Origin of the sequence: Thalassotalea sp. ND16A, assembly GCF_000764205.1 — a bacterium.
Taxonomy (GTDB): Bacteria; Pseudomonadota; Gammaproteobacteria; order Enterobacterales; family Alteromonadaceae; genus Thalassotalea_A.
Window position 1 is genome coordinate 20,592 of record NZ_JQDZ01000030.1, and the last position, 18,008, is coordinate 38,599.

Genomic DNA, 18,008 nt, shown 5'->3' on the forward strand with positions numbered 1-18,008 from the left:
TATGTGTTGAGCAAGTACTGCTTATCCCGGATTCCGGTTAACTAGTCGTTTATCACCAGGTAATCGTCTGCACGTAATGCGTTAACTGCGTTTTTCAGATTCGCTTTTTTCACCAGAATGTAGTCAGTGTCGAAAGTAGATATGGCGAATATGCTGATCTTTTTCTCGGCTAAAACCCCGGAGATATTCGATAGAATTCCGGTTAATGAGAAACCTAATGGACCAAGAACTTCTAACGCTCGCCAATCGGGTTCTACTTCTAAACTTTCTATGTGAACATTTGCGGGTACCACAATCGATAATTCATCATACGTTTTGCCAATAAAATATATTTTTGCATCAAATACTTCACTAGGTACCTGCGAATCAGGAGTGAGGCTATGAATATTAAAGGATTCATCTAATAATTGCAGTGTTTGCTTTGTCATTTATTTACCTTCCTGGCGTAATTTTCTTATCCTTTGTACTATAACGCAGAGAAAATACTAATGGTATAGGTGGCGACATAATAACAGCCTTTGTTTAGTTGAAATTGTTATTTATTAGACCCTTAACCTTATTTGCCACTAAGTTTCTCTAAAGCGAAGCAATATAATTGCAAAATTCATTATTATTCAATCTTATAATGTTTTTATGCTTTTAGTATTATCCACAAAAGCTGTGGGTAATATTGTTTATAACTATTTATATGTTAATTAAGTGCATGTATTTTAATGATATTTCACTTGCGGGTAAAAAGTAACCTATAGCTATTGTTGTATATTTTATAGCCTACAGATCATTTAATGGCTTTCTTGTTATAAATTGATCATATCTACTGTTTTTGTTGATTAAAATTAGAAAATATATCCATATTCACCTTGAAAATTGATCTTTATACAGTAGTTTTTATCAAACGCTGAATAGCATTGTTTATGCTTTTATTGATCTTGTATAATATTTGTAACGATTTAACACATTAAATAACAGGGTAGGTTAACCATTATGTGTTATCTTTAAAGAGTAATTTCACTTAAACTAAGCTCATGCAAATATCTTTACAACAACAGCTAAAACAAGGCCGCCAATATATTGAATTTTGGCCAGCTCAACCTGAGCTGTTAAATTACTTTGCTGAATATCGGGCGGTAATCGTGAGCCGGTTCGTGTTGAAGTATGGCGCCCCCTTAGCGGCGTTAGCTTTTTTACTGCCAATACTGTTTATTGGTGTGGAGCAATTAAAACAAGCGCTGTTTTATGCTTTGTTCATTGGCTCTTTGCCGGTGCAATCGTTATTTTTAATGTATAACAAATCAAAAGAACCGTTACCGCCATCGTTAAAAAGTTGGTATAAAAATGGTGTGGAAAAAATCAAAGACAAGCCTGTAGATACAGAATTTTCGCTAATTAAGCCAACTTTCCTGGATTTGGCCAAACTATTACACTTTTCTTATCACCGCATCGGTTAACTTCATAACCTCTCCTAGTCCTTAGTCCCTGGCTCCTAAACCCTAAGAGCTTACGATAGACTTCTTATATACCCTGATCATAAAGTCTGCCTGACAGATAAAATTATTGGCTTGTTGTAAATCGCTTAATAGTTGCTCTGAAGATTTAAACGCGAAAGGTGTCATTGCCAATAGCGTTAATGCTTGTTCACCATGAGCAAATAACATTTCATAATTAAGGTTCTCTTCTGCAACCAACTCAAAACCATCCAGTTGTTGCTTGCCAATATTATGATACTTTGGCGTTTGATAAATCATTTGCTTTAATTCCCACAAATGTTTTTCACCAGGAGTTACGGTAACCAGGTAACCGTCATCAGCCAGCAAGCGGCTGAATTCTTCAGTTTTAATCGGTGCATAAATGGAATATAACCATTTAGCAAAGCCATCAGCAAAGGGCAGTTGCGCGATAGAAGCAACACTAAAGTGACATTGCTTATATTTTTTAGCGGCAATTTTCACCGCGTTTTTCGCAATATCTACGCCATAAACCTGGTTATTATCCATGCTGTGAGCCATGGTATAGTAACCCTCACCACAGCCCGCATCTATGACGTTACCGCCGTTAATGTATTGCTGATAAAGCTTTACCAGAGTGTCACGCAAGGGTTGATAACAACCTGACTCTAAAAAAGCGCGACGAGCATTAACCATCTGTTTATTGTCGCCGGGATCCTTCGAATGTTTAAACTGCACCGGAAGTAAATTAACGTAACCTTCTTTGGCCTGATCAAAAGCATGGTTATTATCGCAACGGTATACTTTATCTTGCAGTGTTAATGCATGCTGGCAGATAGGGCAGAGGTAATGACTGGTATTATTCACGTTAAATATTTCTCAGATAAAACTAATGGTGGATTTGGCTTTAGCCATTATTCAAAAGTAGACCAGATAGGGGCATGATCAGAAGGTTTTTCAATACCTCTTAATTCATAATCAATATCCGACTCAACGCATGTTGCACTTAACTTTGTTGTCGCTAATACCACATCAATACGCAGACCGCGGTTATCATCAAATCCGCGTGAACGGTAATCAAACCAGGAATAGCGCTCACTACGCTCAGGGTGAAGCTCACGGAATGTATCTTTAAAACCCCAGTCCATCAGCGTTGCTAACCACTGTCTTTCTTCTGGCTGAAAACTGCATTTGCCGGTTTTTAACCAACGCTTGGCGTTCGGTTCACCAATACCTATATCTAGATCAACAGGAGATATGTTGATATCACCCATGACAATAACGTTTTCATCTCGATTGTGGTGATCATTTAAGTAAGTCATCAAGTCTTTATAAAATTGGCGTTTATAAGGAAATTTGGTTTCATGGGCGATATTATCGCCTTGCGGAAAATAGCCATTTAGTACGGTAACTTCTTCGCCTTTATCATTAGTGGTTTTCACCATTATCATCCGTTTTTGCATATCATCACAATCGCTGGGGAAGCCTTTCTGTACAGAGATTGGCTGCTTTTTGCAGAGCATGGCTACGCCATAATGCGCTTTTTGGCCATGAAAATACACGTGATAACCCATAGCTTCAACATCCGCTAAGGGAAACGCTTCATCATGAACTTTAATTTCTTGTAAACCAATAATGTCAGGTTGGTGTTTGTCAATAATCGCTTGTAACTGGTGCAAACGAGCACGCAGGCCGTTTATATTGAAGGAGATAACTTTCATAAGGGTATTTAATTTTTAATTGTTAAAGTGCAGCTATGCTACCAGAAAATCGCTTACTCTTGAATGAAAAATAGCGCATACATTTACGTTTTTAACCGCGGCGATAAGAACTGTTTTGACGCTGATAACGGGATATAAACAAAAAAAATATATTTTTAGATTTATCTTTATAAATCAATAAACTAAAATGTAACCAGGAGCAAGTTTTGGCCAATGTTTACTGCTTAATATGACAATTTAACGAGGGAATGTAATTAGATTGTAAATGCGAGTATTGATTTGTTATCAAAAGACGTAATTTTTTTGTTATAATTTATATGTAACATATTGATAGTTTTGGTCTTTGTATGTAAATCAAATGTGAAGCTGTTGACGAAATAATATTTTGAACTGTCCCGTTCTTTTGTTATAAATACAGCCAGATGTACTAAAGCCAAACTTTTCTACTAAACTTTACAACAACTTACAAAATTAGTTGATGATAATAAATGGAGCGAAATTTAATGTCAGAAAATAAAACAAGTTTGAAAAAAATATTATTGGTAGAAGACGATAGGCAGTTATCTGATTTGATTAAAGATTTTCTTGTTAGTGAAGGCTTTCACGTGAAACAAGAATTTAGAGGGGATACGGTATCCAAAACGGTTGAAAATTTCTCACCAGACCTAATCATTTTAGACGTTATGTTGCCTGGCAAAGATGGTTTTACCGTATGTCGTGATTTACGTCCATCATTTGGCAATCCCATTTTAATGTTAACCGCAAAAAGTACTGACTTTGACCAAGTGCTTGGTTTAGAAATTGGTGCCGATGATTATGTGGCCAAACCCGTTGAACCAAGAGTGTTGCTGGCTCGCGTAAATGCCTTGTTGCGACGAGGTCAACTACCAAAAGGTGGCAATGAAAAAACAGAAATTACCTGTGGTGGTTTGCACATTAATCGTAACTCTCGACAAGTGACGTTAGCGGGTGAGAGCATCGACCTAACCAGTCAGGAATTTGACTTATTGTGGTTATTAGCAACACGCGCCGGCGAAGTGCAAAATCGTGACTACATCTACAAAGCGGTTGTTGGCCGTGAATATGATGGTATGGATAGAAGTGTTGACGTTCGTATTTCACGGTTACGTAAAAAATTACACGATAGCAATGAAACACCATTTAGAATTAAAACCATTTGGGGACAAGGTTACTTATTTGTGCCAGATGCCTGGAACTAAGTGATGAATCTAGGTCGCTCCTTTTTTAGTCTGTATTTTTTAATTGTTGCTTGTTTTGGCGCTCTAAGCTGGTTATTAGACGAAGCTTGGAGTGTCAGTGTTGAACAAGATGTTGAATCTTATACTGGCTATAAGACTGTTTTGTTGGCCATTGATGAACACCTTAAAAATTTTCCTGTGGAACAATGGGATTCACGGATTAAAAAAGCCAATGACAGATATAACATTCCCATTCAGTTAATTCCTGAAGAAAATGTGGAAGTTCTCTTACCTGAGCTAAAATTTGTTAAAGGCGATAAAGTCACTGTTTATTATGACGATGATGACATTACCCTGTTTCAGCCAATAGTCGAACAAAAATTGGTACTAATGCTCGGGCCAGTTGCTTCTCCAACCCGGCCCCGTACCGAAGCCTTGATCCGAGTATTGATCTTCATTTTTATTGGTATTGTTATTTTCTTTTGGGTGTGGCCGATCTCGAAAGATCTGGATAAATTATCGAATACGGCGAAAAATTTTGGTCATGGTGACTTTAAAGCGAAAGTAGGCAAAGCCGAATCTATGCTGGTACAGCCGATGATGAACACATTCAATATGATGGCATCAAGGATCAATAATTTAATTGAAGCCCATAAAGAATTAACCAATGCGGTATCGCATGAGCTAAGAACACCTCTGGCCAGAAGTAAATTCGCATTGGAAGTGTTACGCGGCGCCAAAGATGATGAAACTCGAGACAAGTATATCGATAAAATTGCCACCGATGTAGAAGAGCTTGAGTTGTTGGTTAATGAGTTGTTAGTGTATGCCGCCTTTGAAAATGAACAACCCAATATCAGTTATCAACATCATGATCTGAAGCTGCTAGTTAATGACCAAGTAGCCAGTTTTGCTCATAATGACGTTGATATCACTCTGCATTGTAAAGCGGATGGGTTGCTGGCTGATTATGACGGCCACTTTATCAATCGAGCGTTAAGTAACTTACTCACCAATGCGATGAAATATGGTAATGGCGTCGTGCGAGTGACGTTAGCTGCCGATTCTGGGCAATGTACCATCATCGTTGAAGACAATGGCAAAGGGGTTGAGGAAAGTTTTAAAGAGATTATCTTTGATGCATTTTCAAGATATGAGTCCTGTCGCGGTAAAGATACCGGAGGCTTTGGTATTGGTTTGGCGATAGTGAATAAGATAATGCTTTGGCATAATGGCAGCGCCAGAGTTGAAAATAGTGAATTGGGCGGAGCCAAGTTTATCTTGTCCTGGCCGCAAAGTAATTAACCGATATTAGTGATTCCGATTTAAGGCCAATCTGCGAAGAGTTGACTATATACTTCTACAGGTTGGAATAAGAGCAAGGAATGCTTCAAAATCTATCCAGCTACGCTAATGGCTATAGTAATTATGTCATACAACAGCGTTTAAATTTTTTACCACTGTTACATGGACAAGTTTCGTTGCGAGATACAGTCTTTATGAGTTTGTGGTGTTTCACATCACCATCTACATAGCACCACTTTCCATCTTCTTTTATAAATCTGGAATTCTCCTGCATTTGCCACAATTCGCTACCGGTTAAATAGGTGGCAGCAAACTCAACGTAATGAAATTCATCATCACTTTGATCTGTGCTGATAATCACCAGGGCAAGCCACGTGGTTTGCTCCGCCCAGTCTTGAATATCGACAAGAGAGTTAGCTCCGCGAGATGCTTTGGCATAACTACAGAACAGATAATCGGCATTTTTTAAGGCATAAGCGCTAAAACGGGAGCGCATTAATTGCTCGGCAGTTGTCGGTATCGCTTTCGCTTCAATAAAACTTTGGCAACAGAGCTGGTAAGTACCGCCTGAGCCACAAGGACATTGCATAATTCATTTAAAGAGTAGTTTAACGAGGGCCGAACTATAACTTATCCACTGCCAGTTAGGAAAGAGAAAAAGGCAAAGAGTACAAGTAAAGCTGGTGGAACAGCTCATTACTGGAGAAATAAACAACTGCACAAATTGCCAAAAAATGGACTTGTTTAATGTATACCATTCCGTATAAGCATTTTCCCACTTAGCGTGATTTTAACGGTTGATGGGCAAGGCATTGATTGCTGACGACACCATGGATGGTGGAGATAGGGCGACTCAGGAGACAAAGCCGAGAATGGTAATTCTCGGCAACTGCGTCCTGTGTTGCTCTAATACGCCACATCCATGTGGCAACCTTGTCAAAATCAATAACGCCGCATATTAACCGTTAAAACACGCCCTTCGGGAACTCATGAACAACATGATAACTTCATAAAATCTGTTCGCTGTACGAAAGCATGGATGCTGCAGGTAGAGCGACGCAGGATGCCAAAGCCGAGAATAACTATAACGTCACAAATTTCACTTGTTCTAATGCCGTTCATGCAGTTCTAAGTGGGTAAATCATTATACGGATTGGTATCAGTGTAATTGCTTTGGCGTATTCTTCACCACGATGCATTCGGTTTTGCCGTGTTTGGCACAAGATTGCAACATCAGCAATTGCTCCTCTGAGAGTTGCGGGTCACACAAGATAACGGTAGAACAGTTTCCTTTTAATAACGCTCGGGCTATTTTATCAAAAGCAATGGGTTGATGTTGTCCATTTACTCGTAACAATTTTGATTTATCAATACTTTTCGCTAACGACTGCACCCTAGAATCATCGCCATCCACACATAATATCCAGCGCTTTTGTTGTTGGTTTTTGATACACACTTTTGCCAAATCAGCACTGAAAAAGGCATCATCGTTAACCGTTTCTACTTTAAACCAAGGGTTATTAAACTTAGTTTGTATTAAATCAGACTGTGTTAAGTCATTGTTTTCAGCGTTATTTATTAGGTTGTTAAGGTTATTCATTTGCTCTCTCCAGCTAACTCACAAAACTACTGTATAAAACAACAGTATATGTAAATTTAAACAAATGCAAGCTTTTACTATAATTACGCGAGGCTGAAGCCCCACCAACCGGAAAGCTGATAGGTTTAGTACTAGTCGGTAATTTTTCGATAAATCGCTCTACCCACCAGCCTCATTTTGGTGGGCAATGGCATACGTTTTAAGTTTGTTTTCACAATGCCCTGGGTAAATGACGTTGGTTTTGAATAATCAATATTAATGTCTAAGATCACCGGTTTATTATTGGCGCTAAGTGTTCGTGCTTTACTGATCCCGGCCTTGATATCATCATTGCCTTGTATGCGAATATACTCAGCGCCGGTGGCAGTGGCAATTCCCTGTAGCTTGGTTTGCGGTAATACGGTACAGGTTTTTCGGTTATAAGGGATTTGTTGTGCTTGCGATATTTGTGATAATTCCCCGTCGTTAAATACCCCAATTATACAGCCGATGTTATTGGCAACGGCAGTTGCAAGTTCCATGCAGGTCATCATAAACGCACCATCGCCGACCACAGCCACCACTTCTTTATCTGGCGCAGCAAGTTTTGTGGCAATAGCCGCGGGTACGGCATAGCCCATACAGTTAAAGTCGGTAGGAGAAATAAACCCCCTGGCGTTATGAATTGGCATTAGCTCTGCCGTTAAAAACGTATGATTACCATCATCGACGACCACAAAGCCATCATCACTCAGTTGCTTTCTTAACTCATCAAAGTACAACGCCGGATTTACCCTGGCTTTTGAATCATGATTGTACCAATCTTGTCGATGCGCTTGTTTGTCTTGAGCAAGTTGTGCGCTGAGTGCAGAATTGTTTTGGCTACTTAATGAGTCAAATTTTTCTAACTCTTCACTTAACTGTGCGCACACTTGTGTTGCATCGCCAGTAATGGCCAGTTTGGTGTTAAAATTACAATCAAACACATCCGGGTTGATATCGATATGAATTAAGTTCTCCGGCAAGGTGCCACCAAAGCTGCCGGTAGCAATTTCAGCAAAACGAGTGCCAATGGCAAGTACGCAATCGGCTTTAGCAAAGGCATTTTGTGCCGCGGGTGCGGCTGCCGGGCCAAAACTAAACCCGGCATGAAGAGGGTGGTTTGCTGGAAATGCACTAATACCTTGTAACGTCGTAGAAACTGCCGCCCCTATTTGTTCAGCAATACTCACTAATGCTGCGCTTGCTTTTAGCGCGCCCCAGCCAGCAAAAATAACTGGATTATCAGCTTCAGCCAATAACTGCGCAGCCGCTTTTATTTGCGCAATCGTCTTTGTTGTTAACGGTTGCTGTTCAGCTGGCTGGTATGGTTTGATTTCAGTGATTTGTGCTTTATCTAGTTGCAAATTTACCGGGATCTCAACAAATACCGGGCCTGGCTCACCACTGATGGCAATGTTGTAGGCTTTATATATGGTATCTATTACTTGTTCATGGGTATCAACACGAAAAGCGGCTTTAGTAATACCCTCTACTAATTTTAATTGATCGAGTTGATGTAGCTGATAGTTAAATTTTGAATCATTGCGGATGCCACCGGAAATGACCAACATTGGAATTCCGTCCAGGTAAGCCTCGGCGATGCCACTTGCGGCATGAGTAACACCTGCCGCAGGAACAATCACCATAGCGCCGATGGCGTCGGTCGTTCGACTAATGGCGTCTGCCATAAAGCCACCATGGCCTTCATGCATCACTAAATATGGGGTAATGAGATCGGAATTATTCAACTCGTCATACAGTTCCGTGTTATGCACCCCTGGAATTCCAAAGGTGTATTCAACACCCACTTGTTCTAACGCATATTTTGCTAACCATGCTGCCGTTTTTTTCATTATTTTTCCTTAATGCTGCGGGCTTCGAGCAACGAGCCGCGAGCTGTTTATTTTATATTAATAAATTAAGTGTTCATTTACCGCTATGCGCATACCTGCCCGTAACCTGTAGTTAATGCTTCGAGCTTCGAACAACGAGCTTCGAGCAGTGCATTTTTCTAAATAATTTCAGTGTAAATTTCGTAATGCCCATAATTGCCAGTAGCCAGCTGAACATAGTTCCTAGTTCCTAGTTCCTCGTTCCCAGTTCCCTGTCTCGGATACATAGAGACATCCGAATGCTAAAATATCCTGCTTGTACCTTGTACCCATTGGCCTCTAGCAACGAGCTTCGAGCAGATTGCGTTAAATTAAATATATTTATCAGCAAACACACTCTGCCAGTAGCCCGCAGCCAGTAGCGAGACTATGGTATTTAGAGACATCCGAATGCTAAAATATCCTGCTTATACCTTATACCTTATACCTTATACCTTATACCTTATACCTTATACCTTATACCTTGTACCCATTGGCCTCTAGCAACGAGCTTCGAGCAGATTGCGTTAAATTAAATATATTTATCAGCAAACACACTCTGCCAGTAGCCCGCAGCCAGTAGCGAGACTATGGTATTTAGAGACATCCGAATGCTAAAATATCCTGCTTATACCTTATACCTTATACCTTATACCTTATACCTTATACCTTATACCTTATACCTTGTACCCATTGGCCTCTAGCAACGAGCTTCGAGCAGATTGCGTTAAATTAAATATATTTATCAGCAAACACACTCTGCCAGTAGCCCGCAGCCAGTAGCGAGACTATGGTATTTAGAGACATCCGAATACTAAAATATCCTGCTTGTACCTTGTACCCATTGGCTTCTGGCAACGAGCTTCGGGCAGATTGCGTTAAATTAAATATATTTATCAGCAAACACACTCTGCCAGTAGCCCGCAGCCAGTGGCGAGACTATGGTATTTAGAGACATCCGAATGCTAAAATATCCTGCTTGTACCTTGTACCTTGTACCTTGTACCTTTTAGCCCTTGTTTATAAACCTTGCCGCCTGCTGAGCCGTTAAAATACAGCCAGATAAAAAGGTACCTTCTAATGATTTTGCACCACTGGCGCCACCGCCACCAAATCCGGCCGCCTCGCCAATGGCAAACAAACCGTTAATGCATTGTTCGTTGTTATCAAGGACTTGCGAATCTAGATTGGTTTGAATGCCACCTAAACTTTTACGACTGATCAACACCACTTTTATGGCGATAAGCGGCCCGTGTTTGCTATCTTGTATCGGATGTGGTTTACACGTTCTTAATTTATCGGCTTTCCATTTGCGCGCGTGTTCAATGCGGCGAATTTGGTCGTCATTCCATTGTGATTCAGGACGGGCAAGTATTTGATCATAATCATCCAACGTTTGTTGCAATATGGTTTGTTCAATCGGGTTTTCAGCTGCGATTGCATTCATCTTTTTGGTGAGTTCAGCAACACTGTTGGCAACAATAAAGTGATCGCTTTCGGTTTGCATTTGTTTTACCAAACGATGATTTCCTAACAAGGTCTCTTTTAAAAAGCTGAAGAATTTTTTATCACGGATCATGATGTTATGTTCGGCACCAGAGATAGCAAATTCTTTACTGGCGATTTTCCAGTTTAAAACCTGCCAGGCATACCCTTGTTCCTGCTCTGCCATGCGTTGACATAAATAGTTGGTATCAAAGCCGGTAACCAACGGGTTTGGACCAATTCGTTTGCCATCCGCATCTAGCCATAAAGCCGATTTACACGGAATTAAACTCAAGCCATGACCGCTAAACTTTGGCTGTGGGTGGGGGATACCGGCGGCATAATTCCACATTTTATCCATGTGAGTTAAATGACCACCATATTTGGCGACTTCGTCGTGCATGGCACCATCGCTGCCTGGATGGGTGCCATTTAATAGGGTTTTTGGTGGTTTAGACCAGGTCCTTGGCCAGTGCTGTTTAACCATATCTAAGTTGCCGGTAAAGCCACCGCCGGCAACAATGGTATGTTTAGCATAAAAATTTAATGCGGCATTGTCATGCTTCTTGTTGGTGTCGGTAATGGTACTGCTGTTGGCATTGGCTTTGATATTGAAATTGCCCATTTGGATAGGCCTTGCACAACAACCAACGACTCTATTCTCATCGATCAATAAAGAGTCGACATGATGATTAAATTTGAAATGCACATAGGTATCGATATAAGGGGCAATAGCTGCCATCACTTTATCGACTAACTCTAACGATGTGCCCCACATCACGTGGTATCTTGGCAGTGAATTTCCGCCTGAATATAAGCCCCTTTCTACCCAGTTCACCGCCGGTAAAAATTTAACACCAAGGTTTTTAACGTAGCAATAGACATCTTCATAGCTACGCTCTACGTAATGCTTTGCCCATTGCCTGGGATATTTATCATCATCACTAAAATTTGCAAATGAATACCAATCTTCTAGCGCGATTTCCGCACTGTCTTTGATGCCATTGCGTTTTTGCTCTGGTGTGCCCACTAATGCCATGCCACCGAATGCGGAACGAGCAAGCCCACCAACCTGGCTTTCGTCCTGGTTGTCGAGAATGACTACCTGTTTTTGCTGTTTTGCTAATTCAAGCGCTGCCGTTAAACCTGCAATGCCAGCACCAATGATTAGCGCATCTATTCGCCCATCTTGCCTAATCGTCATTTATTCTTCTTTACAGAGTTATAAAGTCATAGCATTATCATAGCTACTCACTTCAACTTATCTATAGTAAAAATAGCCCAATGCTAAACATTTTCATCAAGAGGTTAATTTAATGAATTTACAAGAGTTTATTGGCAATATTTATACTGCTACCGGTAAAATTGAATTGCGCGAGTATCGGCATTGGGCATTAACGCAACTGCAACAATTGCTTGAATTTGATGGCGCTATCTGGAGTAACGGCCATCAACAAACCGCCACTTTTCATAATCAAACGCTATTTAATGTGCCTGAGCAATTGGCAAATAGCTTATTAGAATATTTAACCATCAACCCTTTAGCGGATGTGTTACTCACTAAGTTAGGCTCGCCCGTTGATATGCAAGACTTGCTCAAGGATGAGGAGTTTTATCAATCAGACATTTATCTAAAATGTTTTAAACCTTGTGGTATTGAGCGTATCTTGTCATCAATACATTTAGATGAAAGAACCGGGCTGTTTACGCTGTTAACCTTATATCGGTTTGAACGTGATAAGCCGTTTTCTGCAGACGATAAAAGTTGTCAAAAACAAGCGCTGTATCATTTATTAACGGCGGCCAATCATGCCTTGTTTCTCCAACTTGAACAACATACTGGTGCAATTCACCATCATAAGGCGATATGCGATAAACAAGGTTATCTTCATCAAGTACAAGACTCATTTCTCGATTTATTAGAACGCCATTATCCACAGCAATCGGTGCCAAAGTTGCCATTTGCATTGAACCAATTTGAGCAACAATCATTGGCTAACGGTTTACAGGTAAAACTAAGCGCATTTAATGATTTGTACTTGGTCGAGTTATGGCCACAAGGACCACTAGACTTGTTAACCGAACGCGAGCTACAAGTGGTACAGGCAATAGAGCAGGGCTTAACGTTTAAACTTGCCGGTAAACAATTAGGTTTATCACCCTCAACGGTGTCGAATCATTTGTATCGAATTTACCAAAAGCTGAATATTGGCAGTAAGAGCGAGCTGATTAAGTTGATGCAGCAATGACCACGTACTTCAATGTTAAAGTGCAGAATTATAGTGAAGCAATGAGATGATAGAGACAGACAACAAACAGATCTCAGGCTTGGGCGAATTAAGTGCACCGTTAAAAGTGTACCTAGATAACCGACCGCCGCTGGAGCAATATCAGTCTTTAGTAACCATGCAGCCGATGGTCACTGAAGAAATTTCCGACATTGGCCGTTTAACCGGCAATCACTGGCGTAAAATTTTCAATGTCTATGCCAAACTGTGTTTTGAATTAGCGCCCAAGCATTTTCACAGCTGGCAAGAGTTAAGGGATAGAGCATTGCTGCAAAAAGGGTCGGAGCAAGCATTACTGTTTAATCAGCCAAGTTTTAATCACATTTTTGACGCCGCCAATGACGCAAACACCACCGATATCCATATCATTATGGGCAGAACGTATGCGGCAAGGTTAGTGCAGCCTTTGCCATTTTCGCAACACTTACTCTGGCTCGATAAAGACTTTGCCATAAACCCGAAAAAAAGGCTGATCATCTGTCCTTATTTTGATTATCGGCAATTATCCAATGTGAAAATTACGCAACTGGTTAAGTTAATTAAAACTTTACAAAAGAAACATAGCTAAAATATTAAAACTACATTTTTATTGAATTAAATCAATTACTAGTTATATTTTCAAACTATACTAAGCGCATCTAAAAAATTTCTTTCGTTTATCCAGGTTTTACCATGTCAAAAAATGCCGTTTTAGTGATCAACTGTGGCAGCTCGTCACTTAAATTTTCCCTGATCGAACCCAACAGCAGCAAGGTGATTATCAGTGGTGTTGCCGAGCGCTTATTAAGCGCTGAGGCTTTTCTTAAAACCTCTTATGCAGGAACAAAAACCAGCACCAGATTAAATCCGCCGTTTGATCATCAAACTGCGGTTGATGTTATTGTTGCTGCATTATATGAGCATAATCTTGTGGAGCATTTGTTAGCGGTTGGCCACCGCCTTGTTCATGGTGGTGAGAGCTATTCACAACCAACAGTCATTATTGATGCAGTAAAGCAGCGCATCAAGGAGTTAGCCAAGCTAGCACCGTTACATAATCCGGTAAATTTGATCGGCGTTGAAGCCGCAGAAAAAGCCTTTGCTGATTTACCGCAAGTTGCCGTGTTTGATACCGCCTTTCATCAATCGATGCCGGAAAAAGCCTTTATTTATGGCATACCCTATAAGCTATACCAGCAACATGGCATTCGTCGTTACGGCTTTCATGGTACCAGCCACTATTTTGTTGGCAAGCAAGCGGCGAAGCTGTTGCACAAGCCCTTTAGGAGTACCAGTGTGATCAGCGCGCATTTAGGTAATGGTTGTAGTGTTACCGCCATCGATAATGGTCAAAGTGTTGACACCTCAATGGGCCTGACACCACTCGAGGGTGTGGTAATGGGCACTCGCAGTGGTGATGTTGACCCCGGTATTATTTTTCATTTAATTCAGCAATTAAATTACAGCGCCACCGATGTCGACAAACTGCTTAATAAAGAAAGTGGCTTATTGGGTATTTCTGAAATGAGTAACGACTGCCGTACCATCGAGGAGGCGATAATCAATGACGAGGATGCTCGCGCGAACTTAACCATGGATATCTTTTGTTATCGCGTAGCCAAAACCATTGCCTCATATATGGCAAGTTTATCGCATTTTGATGGCTTAATTTTTACCGGCGGTATTGGTGAAAATTCAAACTTGGTACGTTCGCGTATCGTCAACTCATTGAAACTGCTTAATCTTGAGTTAGATGAAACTAAAAACACAGAAGTAAGGTTCGGAAAGTCTGGACTGATCTCCAAACAAGGGTCAAATAATTGTTGGGTCATTGCCACCAATGAAGAACAAGTCATTGCCGAACAAACCTATCAATTAATTAGCAAGGATAAATAATATGCCACGTCGTATTATGTTAGTACCAGTAGGCTTTGGTGTTGGTTTAACCAGTGTCTCGTTTGGCTTGTATCATAAACTGCAACAACTGGGGATAAATGTTGGTTATTTTAAACCAATTAGTCAACCGTCGCGTAATGTCCTTTCCAATGATTACCATTCTCCGGCAGAGTTTAGTCATATGGATGTTGGCTCTATCCCAATCAGTTACGTTGAAGAGAAAGTTGGTGATGATTTACTCGACGTTGTGCTCGAAGAAATTGTTGGCAATATTCAAGGTTACAAGCAAGAGATTGTCATTATTGAAGGGGTGGTGCAAACCCCAAGGCAAACCTATGCGGCAAAAATAAATCAGGAAGTTGCGCAAGCGCTATCGGCAGATATCGTTTTTGTCGCCACCCCGGATAATGACACGCCGGAACAGTTTGAAGACCGAATAGAGCTCAGCGCAAAAACCTTTGGCGGCGTTAAAAATCGACGAGTGAAAGGTTGTATCATCAACAAAATCAATTCACCGGACAAAGACGTATTTGGTTTACTGCCAAACGAGACCGACTTCAACGAAGAACACGACTTAACGGCCTGGCAGGATTTAGCCATTTTCAAGAAACCAAATTTTGCCCTGATTGGCGCAGTGCCTTGGGAAATGGATTTGGTCGCGCCGCGAGTCAATGAAATTAAAAACTATTTATCCGCCAGGGTGATTAATGAAGGTGACATGGAGCATAGACGGGTACGTAGTATCAGTTTTTGTGCGCGCACGGTGGCGAACTTAAAAAGTCACCTGGTACCTGGCCGGTTAATTGTTACCCCAGGGGACAGAACCGATATCATTATTGCCACTTGTTTATCGGCGCTAAACGGTACCAAGGTTGGCGCGTTATTATTAACCAATGGTTATCAGCCCAATGAAAGTGTGATGGAGCTTTGTCAACAAGCGTTTAACACCGGTCTGCCAGTGTTATCCGTGCCTTGGGACACCTGGGAAACCTCACGCCATTTATTAAGTTTTAACCCCGAAATTCCGGAAGAAGATATTCAGCGCCAGGACCGGGTGAAACAGTTTGTTGCTGACAGCATTAATCAAGATTGGATCGAACAGTTTGTCGGTGACAAGGTGCAAGGTCAGTTATTATCACCACCGGCATTTAGACACAAGCTGACCGATTTAGCCAAAGCCGCCAATAAACTGATTGTCTTACCCGAAGGTAATGACATTAGAACGATAAAAGCGGCGGCAATTTGTGCCGAGCGAAACATCGCCAGATGTCAGTTACTGGGCAATAAAGACGAAATTTTATTAATTGCCGAGCAACAGGGTATCACTTTACCCGATGGCGTACTGATAACCGATCCCACAACAATTATCGAAAATTACATTAACCCGTTAATGGAGTTAAGAAAGCACAAGGGGCTCACCGAAATTGTTGCCCGCCAAGAACTGAAAGACAACGTAGTGTTGGCCACCATGATGCTACAACTGGGCCAAGTTGATGGTTTAGTCTCTGGTGCCGTTAATACTACGGCAAATACTATCAGACCGGCGCTACAACTGATTAAAACCGCACCGGGTAATTCGTTGGTATCGTCAATATTCTTTATGCTGTTGCCTGATCAGGTCTTTGTCTATGGTGATTGTGCCATTAACCCGGATCCAAACGCCGAACAACTGGCCGATATTGCCATTCAATCGGCCGACTCTGCGCAAAAATTTGGCATTGAGCCCAGAGTGGCGATGATCAGTTACTCAACCGGCAGTTCCGGCACCGGCCAAGACGTTGAAAAAGTGGCGCTGGCCACCAAACTTGCTCAACGAAAACGGCCAGATTTATTGATTGACGGGCCATTACAATACGATGCTGCAGTCATGGAAAATGTCGCTAAGAAAAAAGCGCCAAACAGCAAAGTGGCCGGTAAGGCAACGGTATTCATCTTCCCGGATTTAAATACCGGTAATACCACTTATAAAGCAGTGCAGCGCTCTGCCGATTTGGTCAGTATTGGACCTATGCTGCAAGGGATGAACAAACCGGTAAATGACCTGTCTCGTGGCGCTCTGGTGGATGATATTATCTACACCATTGCCTTAACCGCGATACAAGCAGACAATTAAAGCAGAAAGTAAAAGTACAGAGTAACTTTGGTTTAGTGCTATACCGGCTAAACCAAGTTAGTTGCATTCTTAGATATATCATTTAAATGCTTGTATTTTCAGTCAACTATTTATAGATTGAGGCTACTAAGATGAAGTGAGTAGCCTTATGCCAACCAGTATTAAACCAAACAACAGTTATATTCTAAAACTGAAATGCCCTGACAAATTGGGCGTTCTCGCCCGCATCTCTGGTGAGCTCTATGCACACGGGGCGTTTATCAATAATGTTAAGCATTATGCCGACCCTGATCAGCAAATCTTTAACATGCGCATTGAATTTGATGACAGAACGTTAACGGTATCTGAGCCGCAATTTAAACAGGTTCTTGCCAACTTGGCAGCAGAGCTGGACATGGATTATCAACTGCGTTGCGCCAGTTACCGGCCAAAAATATTAATTGCAGTGAGTAAAGATGAACATTGCTTGAATGTGTTACTGACCAAATGGCGGGCAGGGGTAATAAAAGCCGATATCGTCGGGGTTATCTCGAACCATGAAACCTGCAGAGATATTGTTGAATTTAACAAGATTCCGTTCCATTATTTGCCAATAAGCAAAACCACAAAGCCGCAACAAGAGGCACAAATTGTTGAAATAATGCAGCAAAACAATGTCGACTTGTTAGTGCTAGCCCGCTATATGCAAATTCTTTCTGACGATCTATGTCGCCAAATAGCAGGCCGGGCAATCAATATCCATCACTCGTTTCTGCCAGGCTTTAAAGGCGCTAAGCCTTATCAACAAGCCCACGACCGAGGGGTGAAAATTATTGGCGCCACTGCGCATTACGTAACGGCAGATTTAGATGAAGGGCCGATAATCGTGCAAGACGTGAAACCGGTTGACCATGCAACATCGGTCAAGGATATGATCGAAATAGGCCATGACACAGAAGCGACAACGCTTGCCAGAGCGGTACGTTGGCATGTTGAAGACCGCATACTGGTAAACGATCAACGCACGATAATTTTATAGTCGCAGCCAATTGAGCTTAGCTATGCCGAAGCTGCAAATTAACTTCAAATTAAGCCTGAACACGGGA

15 protein-coding genes are annotated in these 18,008 nt (G+C 41.3%); 8 read left to right on the top strand and 7 right to left on the bottom strand.

The window, feature by feature from the left end; all coding sequences use genetic code 11:
* Positions 1-41: 41 nt before the first annotated feature.
* Entirely contained in the window at positions 42-428 is a 387-nt protein-coding gene (locus tag ND16A_RS14250; RefSeq protein ID WP_033076585.1) for an ACT domain-containing protein, read from the bottom strand.
* 597 nt (positions 429-1,025) lie between these two features.
* Here ND16A_RS14250 and yfbV point away from each other — a divergent pair.
* Complete coding sequence (gene yfbV / locus ND16A_RS14245; RefSeq protein WP_033076586.1) at positions 1,026-1,448, top strand: terminus macrodomain insulation protein YfbV; 423 nt, start codon at positions 1,026-1,028, stop codon at positions 1,446-1,448.
* 42 nt (positions 1,449-1,490) lie between these two features.
* Here the strand turns inward: yfbV and rlmA are convergent, their stop codons facing one another.
* Together rlmA and xthA are read right to left on the bottom strand one after the other, a co-directional pair.
* Positions 1,491-2,312 (bottom strand): 23S rRNA (guanine(745)-N(1))-methyltransferase, encoded by an 822-nt coding sequence (gene rlmA / locus ND16A_RS14240; RefSeq protein ID WP_033076587.1) that lies wholly within the window; start codon positions 2,310-2,312, stop codon positions 1,491-1,493.
* A gap of 47 nt (positions 2,313-2,359) precedes the next feature.
* Positions 2,360-3,166 (bottom strand): exodeoxyribonuclease III, encoded by an 807-nt coding sequence (xthA, locus tag ND16A_RS14235; RefSeq protein WP_033076588.1) that lies wholly within the window; start codon positions 3,164-3,166, stop codon positions 2,360-2,362.
* Between the two features lie 524 nt (positions 3,167-3,690).
* Here xthA and ND16A_RS14230 point away from each other — a divergent pair.
* Positions 3,691-4,386 (top strand): winged helix-turn-helix domain-containing protein, encoded by a 696-nt coding sequence (locus ND16A_RS14230; protein WP_033076652.1) that lies wholly within the window; start codon positions 3,691-3,693, stop codon positions 4,384-4,386.
* 3 nt (positions 4,387-4,389) lie between these two features.
* Positions 4,390-5,670: an ATP-binding protein gene (locus ND16A_RS14225; protein ID WP_033076589.1), complete on the top strand. Its 1,281-nt coding sequence runs from the start codon at positions 4,390-4,392 to the stop codon at positions 5,668-5,670.
* A gap of 121 nt (positions 5,671-5,791) precedes the next feature.
* Here ND16A_RS14225 and ND16A_RS14220 read toward each other — a convergent pair whose 3' ends face one another.
* The 4 genes from ND16A_RS14220 to ND16A_RS14205 form a co-directional block, all read right to left on the bottom strand.
* Positions 5,792-6,259, bottom strand: coding sequence for a YchJ family protein (locus ND16A_RS14220; protein WP_033076590.1), 468 nt, complete (start codon positions 6,257-6,259; stop codon positions 5,792-5,794).
* Between the two features lie 570 nt (positions 6,260-6,829).
* A complete protein-coding gene (locus ND16A_RS14215) occupies positions 6,830-7,270 on the bottom strand; it encodes a hypothetical protein (RefSeq protein WP_033076591.1) in 441 nt (146 codons plus the stop codon).
* A gap of 131 nt (positions 7,271-7,401) precedes the next feature.
* The gene (locus ND16A_RS14210; protein ID WP_033076592.1) at positions 7,402-9,144 is read right to left on the bottom strand and encodes a thiamine pyrophosphate-binding protein; all 1,743 of its coding nucleotides are present in this window, start codon (positions 9,142-9,144) and stop codon (positions 7,402-7,404) included.
* A 1,027-nt stretch (positions 9,145-10,171) separates the two neighbouring features.
* Positions 10,172-11,851, bottom strand: a complete 1,680-nt coding sequence (locus ND16A_RS14205; RefSeq protein ID WP_033076593.1) for an FAD-binding dehydrogenase — start codon at positions 11,849-11,851, stop codon at positions 10,172-10,174.
* 112 nt (positions 11,852-11,963) lie between these two features.
* On the opposite strand from ND16A_RS14205, the gene ND16A_RS14200 reads away from it, so the two are divergent.
* From ND16A_RS14200 to purU, 5 genes are all read left to right on the top strand, one after another.
* Positions 11,964-12,896 carry a response regulator transcription factor gene (locus tag ND16A_RS14200; RefSeq protein WP_033076594.1) on the top strand — a complete coding sequence of 311 codons (933 nt, stop codon included), beginning with the start codon at positions 11,964-11,966 and terminating at the stop codon, positions 12,894-12,896.
* Positions 12,897-12,942: 46 nt separating this feature from the next.
* Positions 12,943-13,503 (top strand): DUF6942 family protein, encoded by a 561-nt coding sequence (locus tag ND16A_RS14195; RefSeq protein ID WP_033076595.1) that lies wholly within the window; start codon positions 12,943-12,945, stop codon positions 13,501-13,503.
* A gap of 104 nt (positions 13,504-13,607) precedes the next feature.
* The gene (locus ND16A_RS14190; RefSeq protein ID WP_033076596.1) at positions 13,608-14,810 is read left to right on the top strand and encodes an acetate kinase; all 1,203 of its coding nucleotides are present in this window, start codon (positions 13,608-13,610) and stop codon (positions 14,808-14,810) included.
* Between the two features lies 1 nt (position 14,811).
* A complete protein-coding gene (gene pta, locus ND16A_RS14185; RefSeq protein ID WP_033076597.1) occupies positions 14,812-16,923 on the top strand; it encodes a phosphate acetyltransferase in 2,112 nt (703 codons plus the stop codon).
* A 148-nt stretch (positions 16,924-17,071) separates the two neighbouring features.
* Positions 17,072-17,941, top strand: coding sequence for a formyltetrahydrofolate deformylase (gene purU, locus ND16A_RS14180; RefSeq protein ID WP_033076598.1), 870 nt, complete (start codon positions 17,072-17,074; stop codon positions 17,939-17,941).
* Positions 17,942-18,008 lie beyond the last annotated feature (67 nt).